Annotated in this window: 23 protein-coding genes; 19 read left to right on the top strand and 4 right to left on the bottom strand. The window is 40.2% G+C overall.

Translation table 11 applies throughout. The annotated features are described in order from the left end of the window. Window positions 1-13: 13 nt before the first annotated feature. The 9 genes from ODZ53_RS00760 (at window position 14) to ODZ53_RS00720 (ending at window position 6,642) form a co-directional block, all read left to right on the top strand. A complete protein-coding gene (locus tag ODZ53_RS00760; protein ID WP_372675570.1) occupies window positions 14-178 on the top strand; it encodes an XkdW family protein in 165 nt (54 codons plus the stop codon). Continuing rightward, entirely contained in the window at window positions 178-315 is a 138-nt protein-coding gene (locus ODZ53_RS00755; protein WP_372675569.1) for an XkdX family protein, read from the top strand. Before ODZ53_RS00760 ends, ODZ53_RS00755 begins: the two co-directional genes overlap by 1 nt. Before the next feature lie 95 nt (window positions 316-410). Then, the gene (locus ODZ53_RS00750) at window positions 411-869 is read left to right on the top strand and encodes a phage holin family protein (RefSeq protein WP_372675568.1); all 459 of its coding nucleotides are present in this window, start codon (window positions 411-413) and stop codon (window positions 867-869) included. Window positions 870-871: 2 nt separating this feature from the next. Then, window positions 872-1,693, top strand: a complete 822-nt coding sequence (locus ODZ53_RS00745) for an N-acetylmuramoyl-L-alanine amidase (protein WP_372675567.1) — start codon at window positions 872-874, stop codon at window positions 1,691-1,693. After that, window positions 1,690-1,992, top strand: a complete 303-nt coding sequence (locus tag ODZ53_RS00740; protein ID WP_372675566.1) for a hypothetical protein — start codon at window positions 1,690-1,692, stop codon at window positions 1,990-1,992. Before ODZ53_RS00745 ends, ODZ53_RS00740 begins: the two co-directional genes overlap by 4 nt. Window positions 1,993-2,359: 367 nt before the next feature. Further along, entirely contained in the window at window positions 2,360-2,977 is a 618-nt protein-coding gene (locus tag ODZ53_RS00735; protein ID WP_372675565.1) for a hypothetical protein, read from the top strand. Between the two features lie 1,045 nt (window positions 2,978-4,022). Further along, complete coding sequence (locus ODZ53_RS00730; RefSeq protein WP_372675564.1) at window positions 4,023-4,739, top strand: restriction endonuclease; 717 nt, start codon at window positions 4,023-4,025, stop codon at window positions 4,737-4,739. A gap of 34 nt (window positions 4,740-4,773) precedes the next feature. Beyond that, on the top strand, window positions 4,774-5,736 hold the full coding sequence (locus ODZ53_RS00725) for a thermonuclease family protein (protein ID WP_372675563.1): 963 nt from the start codon (window positions 4,774-4,776) through the stop codon (window positions 5,734-5,736). A gap of 231 nt (window positions 5,737-5,967) precedes the next feature. Continuing rightward, the gene (locus ODZ53_RS00720; protein ID WP_372675562.1) at window positions 5,968-6,642 is read left to right on the top strand and encodes an SOS response-associated peptidase; all 675 of its coding nucleotides are present in this window, start codon (window positions 5,968-5,970) and stop codon (window positions 6,640-6,642) included. 178 nt (window positions 6,643-6,820) lie between these two features. On the opposite strand, the gene ODZ53_RS00715 is transcribed toward ODZ53_RS00720, so the two are convergent. Further along, window positions 6,821-7,363 carry a helix-turn-helix domain-containing protein gene (locus ODZ53_RS00715; protein WP_372675561.1) on the bottom strand — a complete coding sequence of 181 codons (543 nt, stop codon included), beginning with the start codon at window positions 7,361-7,363 and terminating at the stop codon, window positions 6,821-6,823. Here ODZ53_RS00715 and ODZ53_RS00710 point away from each other — a divergent pair. The 3 genes from ODZ53_RS00710 (at window position 7,255) to ODZ53_RS00700 (ending at window position 10,555) form a co-directional block, all read left to right on the top strand. After that, window positions 7,255-7,770, top strand: a complete 516-nt coding sequence (locus tag ODZ53_RS00710; protein WP_372675560.1) for a magnesium chelatase subunit ChlI family protein — start codon at window positions 7,255-7,257, stop codon at window positions 7,768-7,770. The two genes, ODZ53_RS00715 and ODZ53_RS00710, sit on opposite strands and share 109 nt — an antisense overlap. 653 nt (window positions 7,771-8,423) lie before the next feature. Continuing rightward, complete coding sequence (locus ODZ53_RS00705; protein ID WP_372675559.1) at window positions 8,424-9,923, top strand: hypothetical protein; 1,500 nt, start codon at window positions 8,424-8,426, stop codon at window positions 9,921-9,923. Between the two features lie 71 nt (window positions 9,924-9,994). After that, on the top strand, window positions 9,995-10,555 hold the full coding sequence (locus ODZ53_RS00700; protein WP_372675558.1) for a PsbP-related protein: 561 nt from the start codon (window positions 9,995-9,997) through the stop codon (window positions 10,553-10,555). Between the two features lie 266 nt (window positions 10,556-10,821). On the opposite strand, the gene ODZ53_RS00695 is transcribed toward ODZ53_RS00700, so the two are convergent. Then, window positions 10,822-11,984 (bottom strand): IS3 family transposase gene (locus ODZ53_RS00695; protein ID WP_372675557.1). Its coding sequence is split into 2 segments (ribosomal slippage): window positions 10,822-11,711 and window positions 11,711-11,984, totalling 1,164 coding nucleotides; the frame shifts between segments, so codons are not numbered across the junction. Between the two features lie 105 nt (window positions 11,985-12,089). Between ODZ53_RS00695 and ODZ53_RS00690 the strand changes: the two genes are divergently transcribed. From ODZ53_RS00690 to ODZ53_RS00680, 3 genes are all read left to right on the top strand, one after another. Then, window positions 12,090-12,386, top strand: a complete 297-nt coding sequence (locus tag ODZ53_RS00690) for a transposase (RefSeq protein ID WP_372675556.1) — start codon at window positions 12,090-12,092, stop codon at window positions 12,384-12,386. 204 nt (window positions 12,387-12,590) lie between these two features. Then, window positions 12,591-13,265: an IS3 family transposase gene (locus tag ODZ53_RS00685; RefSeq protein WP_372675969.1), complete on the top strand. Its 675-nt coding sequence runs from the start codon at window positions 12,591-12,593 to the stop codon at window positions 13,263-13,265. Between the two features lie 504 nt (window positions 13,266-13,769). Beyond that, a complete protein-coding gene (locus ODZ53_RS00680; protein WP_372675555.1) occupies window positions 13,770-14,555 on the top strand; it encodes a hypothetical protein in 786 nt (261 codons plus the stop codon). 686 nt (window positions 14,556-15,241) lie between these two features. Here the strand turns inward: ODZ53_RS00680 and ODZ53_RS29390 are convergent. After that, a complete protein-coding gene (locus tag ODZ53_RS29390) occupies window positions 15,242-15,784 on the bottom strand; it encodes a helix-turn-helix domain-containing protein (RefSeq protein ID WP_373260538.1) in 543 nt (180 codons plus the stop codon). Between ODZ53_RS29390 and ODZ53_RS00665 the strand changes: the two genes are divergently transcribed. Then, complete coding sequence (locus ODZ53_RS00665; protein ID WP_373260539.1) at window positions 15,676-16,239, top strand: magnesium chelatase subunit ChlI family protein; 564 nt, start codon at window positions 15,676-15,678, stop codon at window positions 16,237-16,239. The genes ODZ53_RS29390 and ODZ53_RS00665 overlap by 109 nt on opposite strands. 876 nt (window positions 16,240-17,115) lie before the next feature. Here the strand turns inward: ODZ53_RS00665 and ODZ53_RS00660 are convergent. Beyond that, a complete protein-coding gene (locus tag ODZ53_RS00660) occupies window positions 17,116-17,424 on the bottom strand; it encodes a protease inhibitor I42 family protein (RefSeq protein ID WP_015891778.1) in 309 nt (102 codons plus the stop codon). A 491-nt stretch (window positions 17,425-17,915) separates the two neighbouring features. On the opposite strand from ODZ53_RS00660, the gene ODZ53_RS00655 reads away from it, so the two are divergent. From ODZ53_RS00655 to ODZ53_RS00645, 3 genes are read left to right on the top strand one after another with little or no spacing between them, the layout of a single operon-like run. Then, a complete protein-coding gene (locus ODZ53_RS00655; RefSeq protein WP_173624810.1) occupies window positions 17,916-18,638 on the top strand; it encodes an EAL domain-containing protein in 723 nt (240 codons plus the stop codon). A 29-nt stretch (window positions 18,639-18,667) separates the two neighbouring features. Continuing rightward, window positions 18,668-19,024 (top strand): hypothetical protein, encoded by a 357-nt coding sequence (locus ODZ53_RS00650; protein WP_015891775.1) that lies wholly within the window; start codon window positions 18,668-18,670, stop codon window positions 19,022-19,024. Continuing rightward, on the top strand, window positions 19,021-19,833 hold the full coding sequence (locus ODZ53_RS00645) for a CBS domain-containing protein (RefSeq protein ID WP_372675554.1): 813 nt from the start codon (window positions 19,021-19,023) through the stop codon (window positions 19,831-19,833). Before ODZ53_RS00650 ends, ODZ53_RS00645 begins: the two co-directional genes overlap by 4 nt. The last annotated feature ends 24 nt before the right edge of the window (window positions 19,834-19,857 follow it).

The following is a 19,857-nucleotide window of genomic DNA, read 5'->3' as shown; positions in this document are numbered from 1 at the left end:
AGAGGCTATTTCGGTGATTAGAGAACAGCAACAAACAGATCCAGTTATGACGATTGGTCAGGAGCTCTCCTCACTCAAAACTAGTAATATCCAAAAAGAAGCGCTAATCCAAACGATGGGGGAGCAGCTTGCCATGGTTAAGCTTGAACTAATCCAATTGAAAGGGGGTGGTAACTAATGGCATTCTGGGCACTTGCATTTAGCATGAAGTGGATTACAGCAGAGAAGCTGCGGCTGGCTGTAAAAACAACAGAAAATCTATTTGGAGAAATCTCCCCGGAGGAATTCAAGCAAATCACTAACCAAGCATTCTAGGTTGGTGATTTTTTATTTCAACAAGACCTTGAGCCAGCCTCGTTCCTAGCGGGGCTATTTTTGTGCCCCCAGGGGGTGAGGAGGAAGATGGGCTGATGAAGTTTTTACAGAGTTTAGAGAATGTAGTGACGCCAGCAAACGGGATAGCAGCAACCGTGGGAGTGTTTCTTACCCCGATATTTCAGTACCTCTATGGAACGGGTCGGTTTGATATTTTAATCGTGCTTTTTCTTATGATTTCACTCGATTGGATAACCGGTATTTCCGCGGCGAAAAAGGACCATACCTACTCGTCTGATTATGGCCTATCCCGAATCCCACGGTCGCTATTTCTTTTTGCACTGCCTGCCGTAGCAAATTTGCTGGATCGGGTGATGGGCACGCCCGGATTTCTGTTTTATGGAGTCACATTCGGTCTACTCTATCACACATGGAACAGTCTCACAGCAAATGCTCACCGAGCTGGTTGGCCTGTTCCGAAATCGATTGTTAACTTGGTCGGATCAGAAATCAAAGCAAAGGCTGAGAGAGCCGCAAGAAAGGAGCAAAAATAAAAATGAATATGACTATTCAAGGTGCGTGCGTGGTCGACGTTCGCGCCTCTTTACCGCGCCACAAAACACTAAGGTATGGACTGCGTAAGCTGACTGACATCCGATCGGCAGCTATGCATCATTCAGCTACAAAAAGCGGATCGCCGGAAGCATTCGCGAGATATCATGTAGGCACGAACGGCTGGCCGGGCATTGCCTATCATTTTGTAATTCAAAAAGACGGAACGATTTACTGGTGTAACGATCCAGAGGCAATCTCCTACCATGTCGGTAACAGCAACCGTCATGCGTTAGGCATATGCCTTGTCGGGGACTTCCGGACACAGAAACCGACGCCTGAGCAACTTGATGCCGCCAATCGCCTGATCCAGCACTTGCAGGTACAGATTCCATCCATGAAGCAGGTGTTTGGTCACCAGGAGTACCCCGGCTATGCGTGGAAAAACTGTCCTGCATTCCCGATGGGCAAATTTCGGTCGGATTACTCACAGTATTTACAGAAGCCTGTGGACAAACCGGACAAACCACAGCAAGTCCCGGTTGCAATCAGCCTGAATGGATCGTTGTTATCAGTGGCTGGTTTCCTACAGGAAGGTGTTTCAATGCTGCCAGTCCGTGCGGTAGCCAATGCTGCCGGTGGGAAGGTGGAGTGGATTGAACAAACAAAGGATGTTCGTGTTAACGGTAAGGACCTAAATGAGAAAGTCATTTCAGGTTCGGCTTATGCCCCTGCGCGTGAGCTGGCTACTGCCCTGGGTCTTCAAATCGAATGGGATCAAGCAACAAAAACGGTTCGGATGATGAAAGGAAGTGTTAGTAAATGATGATGTTCGATCAAGTGGTAAGCTTTTTCGTGGAGTGGGGCTGGCTGATGGCTCTGCTCCTTTTTATTGGCGGTCTCATGGCTGCTGACTTTTTCCCTCGGGTATATGCGTTTATGGCGCATATCGAAAGCAAATATCCAGAGTTTGAAAAATTTATATTTACGAAAGAGCAGGAACTAGTTGAAAAATATGATTCACTCCCAGCACGAATAAGAAACGGTTTTGCTCTCGTGGGAGGAAAGGCTGCGTGGGCGTTATTGGTAAAACAAATGTATCGCTATTTGCGCGAACGTACATAGAAAATATAAGAAAAAACTAAATAAAAGATGTAAAAGGAAAAGCGCTCTAAGCGTCGTCTGATGGCTAGCAAGTGCTGGCGATAAGGTGAAAGAAGCTTATCATACGTCTCTTCGAACAATGCTGAAGTTATATAGATAAACCTTGGACATACCCTCTCTCTACGAGATTCACTAGAGGGTCTACTTTACAATTTATGTAATATACATTGTAACCAATATTGAAGATGTATAAATAAGTATTTTTCAATCAGAAAAAAATAATTTACAAAGAAATTGAAATACTATAGAATTAGTAATAAATCCCATATAAACTTCAAGATGTAAATGGTGGGATTAAAAACATGCTTTGTAAAGGGGTAGTAATTTAATGTCTATTAGTGTATCTCAAAGTGGTCTTTCATCAAAAAACATTCAAGAAATGTATACAGCTAAAAATGCTGCCGTGGCTCAACCAAAAGAAACAGTAACCCAAGGTTTAAAAAACAATGCAACTGACGCTGACACAGTTCAAATATCTTCTGAGGCACAACAACTTTTAGCAGCTCGTTCAAGTAAACGTGAACCTGGAACGCTTAAGATAGGTGATAATTTAATTACATGGACGATGGAAAAAGGTGTGATACATTTAGATAATGATAGGCAGCTTAGAAATGCTATTAGAGAAGATATAAATAATGCTGAGAAGATCGCAGATCAAATTAGAAGTGATTATAGGATGGAATACAATAAGCGATTGGATATTTCATCTGACTCTCTAACCTGGGAAATAATCGGTCATATCTATCCAGGGGAAATAGCAAAAGCGCTTAAGAAAGTTGATTTTTTAATTCCAGATGTAATCTCTGAAGGATTAGAAGAAGTCATTGAACGTACAAAAAAAATAGACATGGGGGAGAGTGGCAAAGATAGCAATAGGATAATATGGGATGAAATGGCTGACCTACCTAAGTGGGTCCAAAATGCAGTAAAAAAGGCTTTAGACTAGTGATTTAGTGATGGAAGAAATCATGCGTAAAGTATGTTTTTATTCGAAGAACGAAAGAGAAATAACCATAAAGGAGGGGAAGTATGCTAGCTTTTCTTAATTGGTTAATATTCGTTGTGCTATTAATTGGAAGTAGCATTCAACTATTTCTTCATTTTCTTATGGGCGCAGATATTCCGGTAGTACTAAATAAAGGGGAGTTTACTCGGTTTATACAGTATTCTGGCGTATTGTTTGCACTATTTATGGTTTTCTTGTCGTTAGAACGAAGAATCTCCATACTGATCCTCAATACTGTTGTTCAAATCATTATATTTCGTTGGTGGTCAATTATCCTAGAATCATCATTAGAATTGGAAACAAGAGTAGACGAGTTAATTTATAGCAGCCTAACGGGATTAGGTAGTTCGCTGCTAATAATTACTTATTCCCTTATTCTTTTAGTTAAATTACTGAAAGAAACCGGGAAAATCAAACTATAATGCTTTTAATACTTTAACGACTCGGCTTATCATTTGGACAATCCTCATGTATTAAGCAGAAACAGGAATAATGGGTAAAAACAGACGAAGCGCTCCTTCGGATACGTCCAAGGAGGGCTTTTCTATATGTATTAAAAGTAAGGTGATAATGTGTAACATACACTTACTTACAGAACTTTACACTTCCGGAGATTTAGCGAGCAGAGTTTGAGATAGGACTGACTACAGTTGGTGAATATACCCCATATGAACAAGACAACTGATAGTTTTCTATACTCTGTAGTTGTAACTGTCCGTGGCCGACAAGAAGAATGTCTCTATAACGTGTCGCATTTGAAAGCTGAATGTCAAGTTCGCCTTAACAATTATTTATACGACGCCAAGCAGCAAGCGAATGGGCGTGCATAGTATGTAGCTAAGGATTACAACAGAGAACCTCCCCGCCTATTCAAAAAGAAGGGTGGGTTTTTGTTATTTTGTATATTTGTGTATAATTGTTTCGTTTGTTAGAAAATGGGGAATAGATATGCTGAAAGAACTATTTTTGAAAGGGGACTGTACTTTTGGCACGAAGAAGGAAAAAGGGAGATGACCCGATAAGCCAGTTGGTCGGATTGCTTTCTTTATTTGCATTTGGCGGGGCATATTACTATACAAATTCATTTATCATAGGTGGAATTGCTTTTGCTGCTGTAATGGGAATAGCACTTTGGATAACGATTGCACAAAGTGCTAAGAGAGAGGAACGGTTACGGAGATCTGGAATCCGCGAAATTGATACTATGGATGGTCTCCAATTTGAACAATACCTCGGACTGCTATTTCGTACTCAAGGGTATAAAGTGGAAGTAACAAGAGCTGCAGGCGACTACGGGGCAGATCTTATCATTCAAAAAGCTGGAAAGAAAATTGCAGTACAAGCAAAGCGCTATAGTAAAAATGTGGGGATTGAAGCGGTACAACAGGCGCAGGCTTCGATTGCTCATTACAAGGCACATGAAGCGTGGGTAGTAAGTAATCGTGATTACACAGATGCTGCAAGAAATCTAGCTACTTCAAACAAAGTAAGATTAATAAATCGGGAGAAGCTTATTGAAATGATTCTCCTGATGAACCCTACAGCAAAACCAGACCCTAAAAAGGTGATCGCACAATTCCAATCGAAAACACATATCTGCGACAAGTGTGGCAACCAGATGGTTTTGAGAAAAGGGGCAAAAGGTGAATTCTATGGCTGTAAAGGGTATCCGAAATGCAGAAACATTAAAGCTGTTCGGTAAAATCTAATACGTCGGGATATTAGGGGGGCTTATTTTGAAATTTATAAAGATATTAGGATGGATTTTTGTACCTTACATAATGGTATTTGTTGATTGGAAACGACTAGGGAAAATTGGTAAGCGTGTAGGGGCAGCATGGGCCATATTAGCATTAATCATTGGGATAGCTGGCAGAGATACCAATAATAAACCAAAACCAAGTAATACAACTGAATCGGCCAATGTAACATCTGCAGCAGTAAATTCACCGAAAACAGAGGCCGTTAGTTCCTCTCAAACTGTAACGACAGATCAGCAGGGAGTTTCGGCTTCGGCTACCGATGTAAATACTACACAGAATGCACAACGGATTCAAGCAAAGGTCCTGGAAGTGGTGGATGGAGATACTATCAAAGTAAAAATAGACGACAAAGAAGAGACTGTACGTTTTCTTCTAGTCGATACTCCTGAAACGAAGCACCCTAAATACGGGGTACAACCATTTGGTAAAGAAGCGAGCGACTTCACGAAGCAACTCCTTACTGAAAAGACTGTGGAGCTTGAACAGGATGTAAATAATGGTCCTGACAAATATGGACGACTTCTCTACTACATTTATGTAGATGGTAAATCGGTTCAAGAGCAATTGCTGGAAAAGGGGTTGGCACGCGTCGCGTATGTGTACGTACCTAACGTCAAATATGTTGAACAGTACCGTAAAATTCAAGAACAAGCTCAAAAAGCCGGAGTTGGAATTTGGTCAATTGAAAACTACGCCCAAGAGGATGGGTACCATTCGGATGTTGTAAAAAAGAACGAACCGGAGCCCAGTAAAAACATAGTGGCTACCCAAACTTCACCGAAGCCTAATCCCCAACCCCAGCAGCCAGTACAGGAAGTGTATTATGCTAACTGCAGTGAGGCAAAAGCAGCAGGCGCAGCTCCTCTTTACAGAGGTGAGCCTGGGTACAGAGAGAAGTTAGATCGTGACAAAGACGGAGTTGCTTGTGAAAAGTAAGATTTAAGCCTTCTCATTTGAGAGGTATTCTATGGCGTATCAAAATCAATTGTCACTGGCGAGAATCGCGATTAGGTTTACATTCAGCCTCAAATTAAAGCACGCGTCAAAATGCGGAATTGGACAAAGAGCGGCATGCTGCGATCACCAGTATTTGTTGATTTCATTCTACTGCTTAGAGCTGGTTTACCAAGTAGTCATTCGGCTATGATTGTACTAAGAGGTGAGCGTATGTGCGGACGTTTTACGCTGGTGACAAACTTGGAGCTGTGGAATGCAAGGTTTCAAATTGAGGTTATACCTTTTGATATGCAGCCACGATACAATATCGCACCGGGTCAATTAATCCCTGCTATTATTTCCGATCAAGGTAAGCGACGGATCGGTCAGCTAAAATGGGGATTGGTTCCATTCTGGTCCAAAGACGAAAAAGTTGGATACAAGATGATCAATGCGAAATCGGAGACATTACGGGAGAAACCCGCATTTAAAAATCTTTTTGCCCGAAAGCGCTGCATCATCCCGGCGGATGGCTTTTACGAATGGAAGAAGGTCGGAAAGGAAAAGCGGCCGATGCGTATCATGATGAAGACAGGCGAACCGTTTGCATTCGCTGGCTTATACGATACCTGGACAAGTCCAGAAGGAGATAAGCTGCACTCCTGTACGATCATCACGACCAAGCCTAATGAAGTTGTGGCTGATATTCATGACCGGATGCCTGTTATCTTGAATGAACAGGACGAAGCAATCTGGCTTGATCGTGAAAAGTTCGATGCTGATTTGTTACAATCGTTGCTAGTACCATATGATCACGAAGAGATGAAAGCCTACCCTGTTCCAGCAATGGTTGGCAGTCCGAAAAACGACATACCAGAATGTATCGAAGAGATTGCTAATCAATAAAAAAGAGGCACCTTCCTGGTTTAAAGGAGGTGCCTCGCCGTGTTATTTGGTATATTCCATAACTTCAAACGATTGAATCTCGCTGAATGCTACAAAATCTTTGCGAGCGGTAAATGGTCCTTTGTTAAAGTCCTTATCGAACATATATGTTCAAAGCAAAAAAATTGCAATCTAAATATTATTCCTTCATTAATATATCCAAATACTTCGATAGGTCATTTAAGGGCGCCGGGGGTGGAATCTTGCGGTCATGTTCCCATTCGTATAGAGTGCGCTCACTTATTCCTAAAAGCACAGCAAATTCTCTCTTTGTGTACCCATAGTACAAGCGTGCTTTAATAATACGTTGCCCAAAAGTTGATTCCGGCAGTTTCTCAAAACAACCGAGAAAAGCAACTGAGACACCAAGAACTTTGGAAAGTCGTCTTAGGCTAGGAGGCGAAATTTTTAATTTATTTGCTTCTGCAAATCCAATTGTTCTTGTACACAAACCTGTTGCAGCGGCAAGATCGATCAAGTACATCTGCTTTGCTGTACGTGCTGCTCTAAGACGGCCACCAGGACTATCATCTTCGATGTCCATAAAAGGGGAGTACGGTGTTTCCTTTTTAAATGATATTCCAAGGGTATTATCTTCAACCTTGCCCTTGTGGATTCTTTGGTACTCGAGAGAAGCAAACCTGCTCTTGCTCTCCTCAACAAATCTACAAATACCGCTCAAAGCTCTCAGGTCCCTTGCTAGACCGCATCGATCTGCACATCGAGGTGCCGAGAGTACCCGTTCAACTTCTTCACAACAGAAAAGCAGAGGAGTCCTCAAAAGACATTCAACGTCGAGTAGAACAGGCGAGGGCTGTTCAATGCGAAAGATACCACAATCGTACTGGATGTCCTTTTAACAGTGTGATGAATGGTGAAGAGCTTCGACAATTCGCCCAGCTGGATACGGAAGGACAGGAGATGCTGCAGCTTGCCTTCGAGACATTAGGTTTGAGTGCAAGAGCATACGATAGAATTGTGAAAGTGGCGAGGACAATTGCAGATTTAGATGGGGCTTATCGTGTAGATGCTGCACATGTAGCAGAAGCAATTCGCTACAGAGCCTTGGACCGAGGGCTACTTTTTTAATGGAGCCCGACTTATGACCAATGCAGAACACAGTATCTGATTAAGGGATAAAACAAGTTAAAGCGAGATAGTATTCAAAAATCAAGCAGAGTAACGAATAAAAGTAGATCCCAAGGTGGTAATTAAATTTACTAGTGCAACATCTTTGAGGCAAAATTACTGTAATAGCCGGAATTAATTACCTGGAGGATTGTTAATGAAGCATGTCGTCATCTAAGAATCTTGATTCAATGCTTTTTGTGATGAGCTTTCTGTTAGGTTGCTCCCAAATGTAGAATCCGGATATGATGCGGATGCGATTCGAATGGAATTCGGTTGAAATTGATCATTTCCTAAGCAAAAGAGATGGAAAAGCAGCAAACAACTCGCCTAGTGATAAATCTGAGCGGGTTGTTTTTGTTACTTTATTTTTCTAAATCCATAACTTCATGGAATTGCTCACATACTTTATTTGTCATAGAGTTTTCGTAATTTATAACTTCGTTAGAAATGTTTTGTCGAATGATATAGGTGAGTATTTATCATATGAAATTCATTAGAATCAAAAACATTTTGTCGAATTAAGTGAAATAATGTCGAAACATTAAACTTTATCAAGATATAAGATTGATAGTAATATATTGAAGCTAAATTATAAGTATTTGGAGGCATTTATGGGATTATCTCGTAGCGAACGTAATGAAGACAGAAGAGATGCAAGATTAGAACGCCGTCAAGCTTTAGAGGCAAAAGCCCAAGCAGAAGCAAAAAAATCGTCTATAACTTCTAGTAGCGCTCAACAAAGCAATACAAACTTATCGAAATCATCCGTACAAAAAACTAGTGTAGATAGAGTTGACATTAGTGAAGCGGCAAGAAATTTAGCAGCTACGGTGCCTAAACAAGCTCAAACATCAAATAACACGGGAACAATGCATGGTCCACCCATTCCACCGAAGACTAATAGTACCCAACAAAGTAATACCAACGTAGCAAAGACATCCGTACAAAAAACTAGTGCAGATAGAGTTGACGTTAGTGATGCGGCAAGAAATTTAGCAGCTATGGTGCCTAAACAAGCTCAAACATCAAATAACAAAGGAGTAATGCATGGTCCGCCGATTCCACCGAAGACTAATAGTACCCAACAAAGTAATACCAACGCAGCAAAGACATCCGTACAAAAAACTAGTGCAGATAGAGTTGACGTTAGTGATGCGGCAAGAAATTTAGCAGCTATGGTGCCTAAACAAGCTCAAACATCAAATAACAAAGGAGTAATGCATGGTCCGCCGATTCCACCTAATACTGGAAAGACGTGGGGGGAGGCAGGCAGTGAAGCTGCAATTAGCGCTATAGCTGGAACAGTGGTGACTACCTCAGTTGAAACTGGCGGACAAGCCTTATTAGGTAATTCGTCCCTTCCAGGACCAATATCGAAAATTATTGGACTAGGGGTATCAACAGCTGATGTTTATTACGATGCCGCAGCTAATATCTCTAAAGGTGATACCAAGTTTGGGAGTGATAAATCGATTGCGCAATCTGTTACAGAGGCTGCTACAGGGGCTATAATATCTGAACTAGGTTCATCGGCATTGGTGAATGCAATTGCAGTAACACCAGCTTATATGCGACTAACACCAGAGAATAAAAAAACTACGGCAATAATGGCTGGATTAACTACAGGTTATGTAATTTCACTTGCAGATTCAAAGATTGGAGTATCACCAGGATTAGCCGAATATGTTGAGAAAGAAAAAAGTCGAGTTAAGGAGTCGGGTAAAAAAATTAATGAGTATATAAATCTAAGTAACAAAAAAACTTATAGTGACTTTCCATACAAAGAAAAACAAACAATTGATAAATATATGAATAATGTGGCGTTTCAAAATGATCGTATTCTAAAAGCAAAGGTAGCTTGGGAAGCCGCTAACCGAGTAGGTGATAAAGATGGAAAGGAAAAAGCAAAAGCAGTTGCCAAAGATGCACGAGAAAAAGGTGGCATGTCAAGTATAGAGACAACTATAGATCGTATTAAAGAATTGAATGATAAAATACTAAAAGAAAAAAATAATTATAGAGAGGCAGAAAAAAACAAGGACAAAAAGGCTCAAGACGCAGCTCGTGAACGAGCTAACGCATATAGAACCCAAGGTGGTACTATAAGATAAAATGAATGCAACATTGCACCTTCGATTTGAAAAAAGTTTTAAACAAAGATATGACTAACTGGAGGAATAATATGAGAGTACCACGTCATCTGAGAATCTTAATACAAATCATTTTTGTGGTGACTTTGATGTCAGGCTGTTCCCAAACTAATAAACCAGTTGAGACGACTGAATTCATAAAATACGAAGATAAAACTAATAAATTCACTATTTCATATCCAAAAGACTGGATTGTTGACACAACGCGGAAAAATGTAAATGTTCTATTTAACTCGCCAAAAGAGAGTGAACAAGACGTTTATACAGAAAATATAACTGTAAAGGCGTTTACATTGCCAGAGGAAGCTACATCTCCTATGGAAAACTATAGAGATGGAATGATTGAGACTATTAAGAAGCAGACACCTGGTATTGAAGTTCTTAATACTTCCGACTTAACAATAAATGAGCTTCCAGCTCTTCAGATCCTTTTAAGAGAAAAGCGAGATAATGTAGATTTATCGCATCAAATGACTGTTGTATTTAAAGGCAATATGGGGTATGTACTAGGATTTACCTGCTTAGATGGAGAGCTTGACAAATATTCCTCAACAACTGATAAAATAATAAATTCTTTTAACATCATCAATTGAAATATTTTTAATCCATCAGGTAGTAAAAATATGTTTCTCCCAAATTTTAATGGGTATTTACTTTAGACCCTTCGAGATATGTTAAGTAAAGTCGTCGGTAATGATATCATTTGAGAACCTCACCCTGTCATAAAAAGGGTAGCGAGCTGCTTCCTTTCATCAAACAAAAGAGCCCTTCGGATATGATCCCCTCATAGTGGACAGAAAAAAGTAAGCACCTTACTCTGTCTGGACTGACCCTAATTAATGAGACGTTGAAAAAGCACCTAGGCTACCTGTTTCCCATACTCGTATGGAGATAGGTAGTTCAATTTTTCCTGAATTCGATCTTGGTTATAAAAACAGATGTAATTTGCCACTTTTTCCATTACCATTAGGTTTGTTAGGATCTCTCTTTTTGGAGAGGCGAATTCTTCCGACTTTAGCGAGGAGTGGAAGGATTCAATGACGGCATTATCATGGCAATTTCCCTTTCGGGACATGCTCGTGGTAATGCTTTTTTCTTTTGCTTTGTTTTGAAATGCGTATGAAGTATAAACTGATCCTTGATCGCTATGGAGAAGGACACCAGCTGCCTCTCTAGTATCTATTGCTTCCTCTAAGGTCTCCAGCACCAAAGAAACATCTTGTCGGTCACTTATTCTGTAAGCAATGATCTCGTTGTTATATAAATCCATGATCGTAGATAAATACAACATGTTTTGACCGTAAGGTAAATACGTAATATCCGTTACCCACTTTTCATTTGGTTTAGAAGCAGTAAATTGTCGGTTAAGTTCATTTGCTACAATGATCTTCGTTTCCCCGTTGATGAACGACTTACGCTTTGGCTTGATACGGCATTGAAGGTTTTTCTTTTGCATAATCTTTTGGACCGTCTTACGATTTACATATATGTTATGATTACGATCCAGTAAGGCACGTATCTTTCTATGGCCGAAACGATAGCGATATTTTTGGCACAGCTGCTCAATTAAAGAATCAAGTTCTGTTTCCTTATTTTTAAGTTTGGCTCTCCAACGATAGTAGGTCGCCCGTGGCACACCAAACAGTTTAAGGACATCCGCGGTAGAGGTTCTTCCCCGAAAGCTCTCTACAACCTCAATTAATTTTGATTTTTCCACCCCCTCTGTAGTTCCTGATACTTTTTTAAGACTTCAATTTGCAACTCCAATTGGCGAATTTTTAAATCCCTTTGCGCTATCCCATCTAAGTGATCTGAACAACTTTTTCCATACTTATATTGCTTGCCTACAGGTTGGGAAAATCGATGTGTTTCACCATTCCGGTACCACTTCATCCAGGTCTTAATTTGCTTTACGTCCCTGATCGCTAACTGTTCTAAAATCTCTTTATTTGAAATGCCTGCTTGCTTCATCTTTACCACTTGCCATTTTACTTCTTCTGGGTAATGCACTCTTGTGCCCATAAAGAAGCACCTCCTTAGAATCATATTTGGAATACGATTCAGGAGGTGCTTTTTCCTTGTCTCAATTTACTGGGTCACTTCAGTCTATTATGGGGGGATTTTCTCATGGGAAAAATCAGAAGAACTTTTGACGCTGCCTTTAAGAAAAAAGCAGTGGATTTATATTTGAGAGATGGAATGGGTTATAAAACCGTAGCAAAAGAATTAGGTATCGAAACTTCTGTAGTGCGTCGGTGGGTTGCACATTATCAAACGGAAGGAATGACGGGTCTTGAAGAGAAACGAGGAAAAGCAAAAGGGCCTAGTATAGGTATACCCAGAACGAATCCGGAGGATCCTGAGACTAAAATCAAGAGATTAGAAGCGGAAAACGCATTGTTAAAAAAGCTCTTGCAGATGTGAAAGGTGGAATGGATTCTGTACCTGAAAGCAAAAGGTTTGCTATCGTCAATGATTTAGCTAATCAAGGATATAGCATTCTGCTTTTATGCGATCTAGCCGAAGTCTCCAGAAGTGGATATTACAGATGGATGAAAAGGCAAGCCATCACCTCTCCAAAGCAGCTTGAAGATGAGCAGGTAAAGGAGAAGATCGCAGAGTGTTTTCATAATCTATGGGTATCGTCGGATTAAAGTATGGATCGAGAAGAAATATGAACAGCATATAAACCGCAAACGTATTCATCGATTAATGAAGGTTATGGGGCTTCAAGCGATTATTCGCAAGAAAAGGCCTTATTACGGCAAAAAAGAAGCGTACGTAATCTCAGACAATCTTCTGAACAGGAATTTCCATGCAGGGAAGCCAAGTGAGAAATGGGTCACCGACATTACTTATCTGATTTTTAATGGACAAAGACTGTATCTATCCGTCATTAAAGATCTATATAACAACGAGATCATCGCTTATCAGATAAGCCGAAGAAACGATTTGAAGCTCGTTATAGATACTCTCAAAAAGGCTAAAAAGAAACGAAATGTTCGAGGAATCCTGCTCCATAGTGATCAAGGGTTCCAATACACATCCCGTCCATATAACAACTTGATTAAGAAATACAAGATGGTAGCCAGTATGTCCCGAAAGGGAAACTGCTGGGACAATGCATGTATGGAGAACTTCTTTAGCCATTTTAAATCCGAGTGCTTTAACCGCTGTACGTTCCGTACAGTTGACGAAGTGAAACGTGAAGTCAAACATTACATCCATTTTTACAACCGTGAGCGTTTTCAGCACAAATTAAACAACCTGAGTCCGTATGAATTCCGAACTCGGGTTGCTTAGAGTGTCTTTTTTATTTCCTGTCTACTTGACAGGGGTCAGTTCATCTCGAGGGACTCTCTTATTTTCATTAGTTCCAATTTACCTTTGATATTTTCCATTTAAAAGCTGCAGATATTAAATACAAAATTGAGGAAACAAAAAATAAAGTAAACATATCTCCTGACAACAATAAGTAAAGACTTAGAGGTAAGGAGACCACAAAAGAAATAATGATAAGCGGTTGTTTTAGGAACGAGGTAATTAAACCAAATATCGCGGGAAGTAACAAACAAAGTGCGGTAAATACAGAGACAGTTGGTTTGTCGTAAAGCAAAATGTACCAAAGAATAATTGTTCCTACAGAAGCAAGCAAACCACATATCAGCGATAGACTAAACATAGAACTAGATTTCACGTTGCTCACCCTCTTTTCAAAAAATGTAAATACTCCTTCTCTTTTCCAAGATATATATTATAATATATTACTAGAATGTAAAAAAATAGTGAATATGGAGAGGGAATCAAATGTCAAAAAAGTGGATAGTAGTTCCAGTAGTCTTATCACTTTCTTTTTTAACCGCATTTACTGCTCTTGGTAAAGAGAACAAAGTCATGAAATTGGATGCTGAATCAAGAAGTAAAATCATCTTAAAAAAAGTAGAGTATCGTGAAACCGGAGATGGAGAAGGTCAAGTCTCTATTGAAGGAAGAGCTACAGCAGACGGGATAATTGAGGCTTATCAAATTCAAATTGATACAGAAAATGGAACTTACATAACAAAACCATTAGATTACAAACCAAGTGAAGAAGAGTTGATGGAAGAAGAATCAGAAGAGGAATTATCTAATGACGAAGTAGGTTCTTCTGAAAACCAACTTCTCGCTGCTAAAAATTACTACAAGGGATGGCTGAGAGCTTCAACAGAAGATCCAGTTCGAATTGAAACCGCTGCATCCAAAATTTCGATGTCCTGGAGTGAAGATAATGACGGCTTGTTGGAGTGTTCGAGTAGTACCTTTAACACATGGGCAGCCAATCCTTCGGAGTTTGATACACACTGGTATAAAAATGGTCAATCGTTCCCTAATTATAAATACAACTCGGATAACTCAAAAATTACACAAACCGCTTGGGCTGCGTATTATAACTACGATTTTGGTAATGACGACCTCCGAACTGATGTAAAACACAACATGACAATGATCCCTGTTAATAAGGACATCGGTAGTGGTCAGTTTGATTATAAAGTAACAATGGATAAGTCCGGAGAATCTTCTGCATTACTTCAACTTAATGTAACAACGAATTAAAAAGTTCCTCCAAAACAGGAAGATTGGGTGACAATATAGTTATTATGTAAAGTAACGCTCGAATCCTCAAATTCGGGCGTTTTTCGCTATTATGAGTAATTAGCGTTTAGAGAGGTACCTCCAGAAAAACGGATTTAGTGGCTTCAGGAGGAACTTTTAAAGGATATATCAACTCTTGGTGGGAGCATACCAACTTTTTGGGCCAATACCAATATTATATGTTGTATTATGCTACATTATGATGGAGCTGACCTTTGAGGATTGACTCTTATGGAACGTAAAGCTATCCTGGACCGAGCGGTTGCGGACACTCTAACCATAAGAAAATGGCGTACATTGACGGCCGAGGTAAAGACTTATGGGACGCACGCAATTGTTGCAAAATCAATCATCACAGGCAAGGATCGGGAGAATGTTTACATTACATTCAGCCTCAGATTAAACGCGCGTTAAAATGCGAAACTGGACAAAGAGTGGCATGCTACGATCGCCAGTATTCGTTGACTTTATTCTTTCAGAATAGAAGAGCGTCAATAAATGTACGAGGCACCTACCTGTTTTATAGGAGGTGCCTCGCCGTGTTAGTTGCTATATTCCATCACTTTGAAGCATTGAATCTTACTGAATGCTACTTAATCTTTTCGAGCAGTAGATGATCAGTTATTAAAGTAAGGACCGTCTTTATTCTATTCCTTCATTAATACAGCCAAATACTTCGATAGGTCATTTAAGGGCGTCGGGGGTGGAATCTTGCGATCATGTTCCCATTCGTATAGAGTGCGTTCACTTATTCCTATAAGCGCAGAAAATTCTCTCTTGGTGTACCCATAGTACAAGCGCGCTTTAATAATACGTTGCTCTAAAGTTGATTCCGGCAGTTTCTCAAAACAACCGAGAAAAGCAACTGAGACACCAAGCACTTTGGAAAGTCGTCTTAGGCTAGGTGGCGATACTTTCAATTTATTAGCTTCTGCTAATCCAATTGTCCTTGTACACAATCCTGTGGCAGCGGCAAGATCAACCAAGTACATCTGTTTTGTTGTACGTGCTGCTCTAAGGCGACCACCAGGACTATCATCTATCATGTCAATAAATGGAGAAAAGGGTGTTTCCTTTTTAAATGATATTCCAAGGGTATTATCTTCAACCTTGTCCGTGCGGATTCTTCGGTACTCGAGAGAAGCAAACCTGCTCATGCTCTCATCAACAAAGCTACAAATACCGCTCAAAGCTCTCGGGTCCCTTGCTAGACCGCATCGATCTGCACATCGAGGTGCCGAGAGTACCCGTTCAACTTATTCACAACAGAAAAGCAGAGAAATCCTCAAAAGACTTTCAACTTCGAGTAGTACAAGCGAGAGCTGTTCACTGCGAAAGATACCAATATCGTCCTGGATTTCCTTTAAACAGTGTGATGAATGGAGAAGAGCTGCGCCAATTTGCGCAACTAGATAAGGAAGGACAGGAGATGTTGCAGCTTGCCTTCGAGACATTAGGTTTAAGTGCAAGAGCGTACGATAGAATTGTAAAGGTAGCGAGGACAATTGCAGATTTAGATGGGGCGTCCCGTGTAGATGCTGCACATGTAACAGAAGCAATTCGCTACAGAGCTTTGGACCGAGGGCTACTTTTAATGGAGCGGAGATATGATCAATGCAGAACACAGTATCGGATAAAGGGATAAAACAAGTAGGGGATTAAGTAAACCATTCTTTAAAAGAGGGGACTAAAGTTAATAACATAATAAAGCGAGACAGTATTCAATAATCAAGTAGAGTAAATGAATAAAAATAGATCCTAAGGTGGCAATAAAATTTACTAGTACAACATTTTTGAGACAAAATGTTGCTGGGATTAATTACCTAGACGATTGTTAATGAAGCTATTTCGTCATCTAAGAATCTTGATTCAATACTTTTTTGTGGAAGGCTTTCTGTTAGGTTGCTCCCATATGTAGAATCCGGATATGATGCGGATGCGATTCGATTGGCATTCAGTAGAATTTGCCTATTTCCTAAACAAAAGAGATGGAAAAATAAAAGGCAATTCTTCCAGCTGTTGATTCAATTATCTTGCCATAATAAACAATCCATATGAAAAAAAGATCCACAAGATCATTAATGAGCCAAAGACTGCATTTCCTATAATGCTTATTGTTGATAATTTTCTTAAATGTAAAGTAACGAAGAACAAAATAGCCAGAATAGGGTTAAGGAACAATGCAGATAAAGCAATGAATCCCATATTATTCACTTCATCCAAATTACACCAAATATGTATGGGTGATTTTCAATATGCAATGCGCAGTTTGAATCAGTAGGCTGACCATGCTCCTTCTCGGTTCCCTCGATTTTGGTTCGTCGACTATTGTTGTCACGATGCACAGTTTTCTTTGCTGCATGGTCACGCTGCAAAGATGTCAACGCCTGTCCAAATGCCAATTAGTCAAGTATTCGAGGAAAATTGGTTAGTCTGCATGCGCCAGTAAATAAACACACCACATACAGACTAACCACTTCACTAAAAAGTAAATAACAGTAAATACTTTTGAAACCTACCCCTACACAATCGTAACAACATAAAACACAAACTCCCCACATTCCCCATTATCCCAAGGCCGGCAATACTTCACTGAAATCGACGTCATTCCTCGCCGCAAAGCCTGAAAGGACATCACTTGATGCCCCTCTTGCCCAATACGTGCTGGCGATGATGGAGGAACAAAATGATTCGCATGCAACGATAAAAAGCGAGCATCCACTGGATTAGACAAGTCCCACTGGTAGCCTGTAGAGGGATTTGCCACTAGCGTAATCGTAAACAAGTGGCCTTCCTGCACTTGCAGTGTGTACGTTGAGGTCTTGACCACTGGCCTTCTTTCCTCCCTTTAAATGAAGACGATACCCATTTTTCATACCATATGAAAAAGACTCGATAGCTGCTCACGACGGAACAAGCATAAAAAATTTATTTGCATGAATTTCAAGTGATTCCGTACGTTTACAAGTTGTGGAATTACTTGATACATCTATCATTTTGCGAAAATATAACGATAAAAAATAGCCATTATACGTACAATGTTCCTAATTAATTTGAAACAATTAGTATGATCTGGAAAGGAATATGCATAATGCTGGCGAATAAGTAGGGACAAAGACATATATTGTCGAAATGTCTGCAGATATTTGTAATCTTTATTACCTAGTTGGTGTAATGACTAGAAATATCCACAGAGAGTAGAATTTCTTTTGCTCGTGCATGTAGGTACATTTCCCAGCACTTCCATGGCGTAGAATACCTTGGCATGGAAGAAGCTTTTTCTTTGTGTTCATACTTGCTAGGAAAGGGAAAGGAAAATTGATGGAGAGCATTGCAGAATTATTTAAGAAAAAAGAGTACTACCACGCATTTCAGCCAATATGTCAACTTCCTGAGAAAAGTAGGATAGGGTATGAAGTATTACTTCGCAATAAAGCGGGGATCCATCCAGAGGCATTGTTTTCTTCGGCGAAGGAAAACAAAATGCTGCCAGAACTCGACGCCCATTCCCTGCATTATGCGCTCTTGACTTTTTTTCATTCGTCGATTGAACACAAAAACGAGCTTTTATTCGTGAATATTTTTCCTTCTACCATAATAGAAGACACATTTCCTGGCTTCATTCAAAAGATTGCTCGTTCCTTCCGTCCCTTTTTAACCCAAATCGTTTTGGAGATCAATGAATCCATTATGGAAGGAGAATGCTGGAGCGAACCCATTTTTACACGACGTATAGCTGAACTGAAAAAGTTGGGGTTCCTAATTGCGTTGGATGATGTCGGAGATGGCGCAAACATATTCGGTAAAATTGAAGATATCTCGCCTGATTACATTAAGATTGACCGCTTTTTTTCGCAAGAACTCTCGAGTTCATTAGAAAAGCAAAAGACTGTAAAATTGTTTGTCGATTTTTGCAAAGATGCACCTCAACTCATTCTCGAAGGAGTTGAAGAAGAAGAGGATTTTGCTTGTGCTTCTTTATTGGGCGTTGCAATCGGCCAGGGATACTTGTTTGGTAGACCAGGCAGTTTGCCGAACGAATAAGAGGGCAATGCAGAATTGGAGGAATTTTTATGGCTAGTGATAACAACGTATATTCCCGGAAAGCAACGCTTTCCTTAAAAATATCCGAGTTTGAAGTCCCTCCGATGCAGGATCTGTTGATCATCGGACGGAAAGCACCAATTGGTCCTGAGGCTGTAAGGAGAATGGCGGATGCACTTTCCCCAGAGCAGTTTACCTTAATAAAGATGAATCATCCGAAGATTGAGGCAGTCTTGTTAAGAAATACCCTTTTGCAAATGATTGATGAAAAATTATTAATGAAAATCATTTTGGAAGAGGCAGAGCGCATGATTAGCGACTCCATGGTTCTACGATCTGAATTAAAAATAGCATTGTCTGTTCAACGAGAGGTGGATCTATTATGAACATCTCCGACATCATGACGACGACGATTTGTACCATCACCTCTGACAAAAGTGTCTCTTATGCGGCGGAGCGAATGAACGAATCTCAAGTTGATTCGTTAGTTGTCATGGATCACGGAGAGGTGCTGGGAATGGTTACGACAAGAGACGTGCTCTCCGCTCATCCTAACCGAATCGTTGCCGATGCCATGAGCAGTCAGCCGTTCTACCTGTCTGCCAATCACAATGTTTGGGAGGCCTATCACGCCCTTCATCAAGAACAAAATGGTCTGGCTTTGGTCATGCAAGAGGATCAACTGATCGGATTCATCACAAAAGAAATCGTAGAGATGAAAATAGCAGAATATCGAGACCCATTATCGGGTTTGTATCGCGCTCCCTACATCCAGTTTATTGGGGAAAATTTTTTAAAGGAGCGTAAACCTTTCCATTTGCTTTTCATCGATTTGAACGACTTTGGCCGAATTAATAAGCTGCATGGTCATCCATTCGGGGATGATGTCATCCGCACCTATTCATCGGTTCTCTCTTCTTTGGCTGAAGAACAGGGGGATTACTTATGTCGTTATGCAGGGGACGAGTTTGTTTTGATCTCTACGATTTCGGATGAACAGATTCAGGAATACATTTCGCTTATTACACGTCCAACAAACGTTCTCGATGTTTTTGTATCTGCAGCTGTTGGCCATGTGAATGGGTACCAAACACCAGACTTCTTCGCTAGGTCCTGGCGGGAATTAATCGCTGAAGCAAGTTTAGGCTCCTCAGCTGCAAAATTATCCAAAACACTTACTTCTACAATGGGATAGGAAAAGTATAGTTTGCAAGTAATG

It is taken from the genome of Brevibacillus sp. BD137 (assembly GCF_041644655.1).
GTDB classification, from domain to species: domain Bacteria; phylum Bacillota; class Bacilli; order Brevibacillales; family Brevibacillaceae; genus Brevibacillus; species Brevibacillus brevis_D.
The sequence above is the reverse complement of the archived record's forward strand: the minus strand, read 5'-3'. Positions and strand labels throughout refer to the sequence as shown.